Source organism: Methyloceanibacter sp. (assembly GCF_041573655.1).
Classification (GTDB): Bacteria; Pseudomonadota; Alphaproteobacteria; order Rhizobiales; family Methyloligellaceae; genus Methyloceanibacter.
Map to the genome: position 1 here is coordinate 1 of NZ_JBFFQD010000086.1, position 3,731 is coordinate 3,731.

Consider the following 3,731-nt stretch of genomic DNA (forward strand, 5'->3'; position numbering starts at 1 on the left):
CGCAGCCCCCGGGCAGCCTTTGCCTTGGGCCACGGACCAGGCCGAGCAATGGGGCGATGAGCGGCGTCAGCAGATGCCAGATCAGGCTTATGGCCGCCCGGTGCCGCCTGCAAACCCTTACGGTCAGCAGGGCGGTCCGCCGCCAGGTCAACGGCCTTACGGACCGCCGCCGGGTCAGCCTTACGGTCAGCAGGGTGGGCCACCGCCCGGTGGTGCTTATGGCCCGGACGGGTCCTACGATGCTTACGCGCCGCCGCGCGATCCTTACGCCGCCCAGCGCGATCCCTACACGCAAGGCGATCCATATTCGGGGCAAGCCGATCCTTACGGCGCGCCGCCGCCGCAGCAATGGGGCGGCCAACCCGGCGCTCCACCCGGCGAGCAATGGGTGCAAGTCGTCGGCTCCGGCACCGGCATGCGGGCCACGGCATCGATCGACGCGCCGATCCTGTTCGCCTTTCCTTACGGCCGCCAATTGAAGGTCGTGACGCGCAATGACGAATGGGTCGAGGTGACCGATCCGAACAGCTCGGCCAAGGGCTGGATGCCGGCGCATGCTTTGGCGCCGTCGGCCGGCCCCAACGCGGGCTACGACTACAGCCAACAGCAGGCTTACGAGGAACAGCAGCCCAGGCGCCGCGGCTTGTTCCGCCGTGGCGGTTTCGAGGACATGATCAACCGCGCCTTCGGGAACTGATCGCTCCGGCGTTTCACGTCACGCTGACTTTCGCTTCTTGGACGATTTTCGTGACGGTTTCTTTTGGGCGCAGGCAATGCGGTGGGCCTCGCGTGCCCACTCGGCAAGTTCGTCCGGCTCCTCCAGCAGACGTGGCGGGACTTCCCAATAGGACATGGCGATGGGCTTGCCCCCTTTGGCCGTGTAGGTGAAAGGCTCCATGCCTTCGTCGGCGAAGGCGTGCGACGACGTCTCGTCGGCCTTCAAGTAGAGCGTGTCATCGGCAAGGATCGCGAACATCACACCGTCCGCATAGATGCCGGCGCCGCCGAACATGTTGCGGATGTTCACCGGTCCGAAGCCGGCCAATTGATCGGCGACGAATGCCTTGAAGCCCTCTGACGGCGGCATTACGTCCGAGGCTTACGCAGGCGGCGCGGCGCTCTCTTGGTGGCGCTTCTCGGCCTCGACGGTCTCTGCCGTGCTGTCTTGACCATTGCCGGCGTGGGCCGCCTTGCCGTTGCCGTTCATCTTTACCTGGAGCGCGGGCTGGCCCGCGCCATTGCCTTTGGGTTTGCCGCCGGCGACGCGCAGCTCACGTTCCACGGCGACACGCGCCGCCTCGTTCTGGGTGTAGAGTTCCATATGCTCGGCGTCTTCGTCGGCGACGGGGGTCAGCGCGTTGTCCATATGGAACTTGGCTGTCGGATCGGACTCCACCTTGTTCATGAGGCGGGTCAAATGCCGCCACCGCCTGCCAGCCATATACAGCTTGCGGGCAACGTCCGCAGCGTATTTTGAATAGAAAACGATGGGGTTTTCGAGCGGCAGACCCGAGCGCCGGTCACGCCGGTATTTCATCCGGAAGATTCCCCATTGCAGGGGATGCACGCCCTCGGTCGGCACAGCGCCCGAGAACCAGAACAGCACGACCCGAAGAGACTTGAGGTTGATGCCCGTCGCATAGGCGCGCCGGATGATCGTCTCCAAGTGCTCGTCGGTATAGTAGAAGTCCCAAGCGGTGCGGTAGGCCTCTTGCCACTCTTCCTTGCTCATTTTCGCGTGAGCCGTACAGACGTGCTCCACGTCGTACTTGTTCATGTCGGGGTCCATCGGAACCCCTTTCTCATAGAGGATCTTGTGGTCCTCGGATCCCGGTAGCGGCGTGAGAATGAAAAACTCCAGAACATCGAGCGGCAGCTCGTGCTTGATGATCTCAAGGTCCTGGCGAATGGACTCGGGCGTGTCGTTGGGGAAGCCGAGAATGTAGCCCGCATAGGTCATGATGCCGACCCGCTTCCATTCGAGAAGCATCTTGCGGTACTCGGTGATCTTATTCTGACGCTTCTTGGCCGCGATCAGGTTGGCCGGGTTGATGTTCTCAAGCCCGATGAACACGCGCGTGACGCCGGCCCGCTTCGACTTGTCCATGAAGTTCGGGATTTTGTGGCAAAGCGTGTCAACCTGGATGCAGAAGCGGATGTCCATGCCATCCTCTTCGCGCAGCTTGATGATGCGGTCGTAGATCGCTTCCCAATCTTTGTTGCGGGCGAAGTTGTCGTCGGTGATGAAGAACCGGTTCACGCCCTGCTCGTAGTTCATGCGCAGGATTTGCTCGACGCTGTCGGGCGTGCGGTACCGCGACTTCCGGCCTTGCACGTTGATGATGGTGCAGAACGAGCACTGGAAGGGACAGCCGCGGCCCGCGTCGAAGCTCGTCGTGTTGCCGATGGTGCGCCTGACGAATTCGACCGGCAGGAACGGCGGCGATGGGATCTCGCCGATATCCGGCAGATTCGGCATGTGATTGTATAGCGGCTTCATCTCACCGCGCGCGGTATCGAGGATCAGCTCATCGAGGCCCTCTTCGGCCTCGCCCGCATAAATGCTGATGCCGAGCGCCTGCGCTTCCTTGATGTCGTCGGGAAGCTCCGGAAGCATCGACAAGCAGCCCGAAACATGGAACCCGCCGATTGCGACTTGCACGCCGGCCGCGCGCAGAGGTCGGGCGATGTCCACGGCACGGGGAAATTCGTTCGACTGCGCGCCGACAATCCCAACCAGCCCCAGGCCGCCGTTTTCGGCGATGCGGCGGACGATGTCTTTCGTCTTCACGCGGGTGTTGGTCTCGTCCATGGCGTGGACGTCGATGGGAAGGTCGGGGCCCAGCAGCTGCCGTTCGGCGGCGCCTTGCGCGAGGCTGTATACCGCGGCAAGCGAATTTGACGGCATGGTCGAGCGCATCCATTGCACGACATAGCCGTCGCCATCGTAGTGCGACGGCTTGATCAGAATGAGCTGAAAGCGCCGTTTCGTCGCGTGTGCTGTACTGAGCATCCCTCAATCCCGTGAAGAGGCGTCTCCCGCGCGGGAAGCGGGACTTTAGTGCCGCTCTGAAAATGGACGCGCCGCGCCCCTACCCCCTGCCGGCGGGCGCTTACGGAACGATTTTTCCGCACGCCATAAGACTTTGGCCCACTGAACCATAGAATGGGTCAACGGTCCAACGGATTAGGATTGAACGGGCTTTGAGGCGGGAATTTGGCCAGAATCCTGGAGTCTGGTGAAATCCGCGATGTCCTTGGCCAGGAAGTAGTTCAGCATGGTCCGGATCACGGCGATCACGGCCAATTTCCAGATGTCCTCCCAGGTCGGGGCGACGGCCGTATGGACGATGTCGGCGGCGAGCGCGAATTCAAGCGCCAGCAGGATCCAGGTGGCAAATTTCAGCCAAATCTCGCGGCCCCGGAGCTCGTCCGCGTTGCCTGAGAAGATCGCGCCGATGACGGCGATGATCGCCTGGAAGGCGCCGAGCGCGACGACGATGACGGCGCCCACCTCGATGGAAAGCGCGATGTAGTTCGCGATTGTGCTGAAGCTCTCCTCGATCGGAATGGCGCCGTCCTCCCCTTTAAGGCGTGGGGAAGTTAAGCCGATTCGCCCCTTTGCCTCACCCTCTCGGGCTAGAGCTCGCCGGTCAGGAACTGGCCGCGGCCCAAGCCAAATGACCAGTCCTCGTCCGAATTCTCGACGATGGAGACCACGACGTCCGACG

Annotated in this window: 4 protein-coding genes and 1 pseudogene; 1 reads left to right on the forward strand and 4 read right to left on the reverse strand. The window is 62.6% G+C overall.

Annotated features, from left to right (window positions below; all coding sequences use genetic code 11):
* On the forward strand, window positions 1–697 hold a 697-nt coding region (locus ABY454_RS12045; RefSeq protein ID WP_372930983.1), incomplete at its 5' end, for an SH3 domain-containing protein.
* A gap of 18 nt (window positions 698–715) precedes the next feature.
* Here the strand turns inward: ABY454_RS12045 and ABY454_RS12050 are convergent.
* The 4 genes and pseudogenes from ABY454_RS12050 to ABY454_RS12065 form a co-directional block, all read right to left on the reverse strand.
* The gene (locus ABY454_RS12050; RefSeq protein ID WP_372930985.1) at window positions 716–1,087 is read right to left on the reverse strand and encodes a TfoX/Sxy family protein; all 372 of its coding nucleotides are present in this window, start codon (window positions 1,085–1,087) and stop codon (window positions 716–718) included.
* A 12-nt stretch (window positions 1,088–1,099) separates the two neighbouring features.
* Window positions 1,100–3,013 (reverse strand): radical SAM protein, encoded by a 1,914-nt coding sequence (locus ABY454_RS12055; RefSeq protein WP_372930987.1) that lies wholly within the window; start codon window positions 3,011–3,013, stop codon window positions 1,100–1,102.
* Window positions 3,014–3,187: 174 nt separating this feature from the next.
* On the reverse strand, window positions 3,188–3,514 hold the full coding sequence (locus ABY454_RS12060) for a DUF1622 domain-containing protein (protein ID WP_372930989.1): 327 nt from the start codon (window positions 3,512–3,514) through the stop codon (window positions 3,188–3,190).
* A 125-nt stretch (window positions 3,515–3,639) separates the two neighbouring features.
* Window positions 3,640–3,731: pseudogene (locus tag ABY454_RS12065) on the reverse strand (tautomerase family protein); the annotation flags it as partial.

Excerpts from the sequence above, each read along its gene's own strand:
- ABY454_RS12050 (WP_372930985.1), bottom strand. The coding sequence starts at position 1,087 with ATGCCGCCGTCAGAGGGCTTCAAGGCATTCGTCGCCGATCAATTGGCC.
- ABY454_RS12055 (WP_372930987.1), bottom strand. The coding sequence starts at position 3,013 with ATGCTCAGTACAGCACACGCGACGAAACGGCGCTTTCAGCTCATTCTG.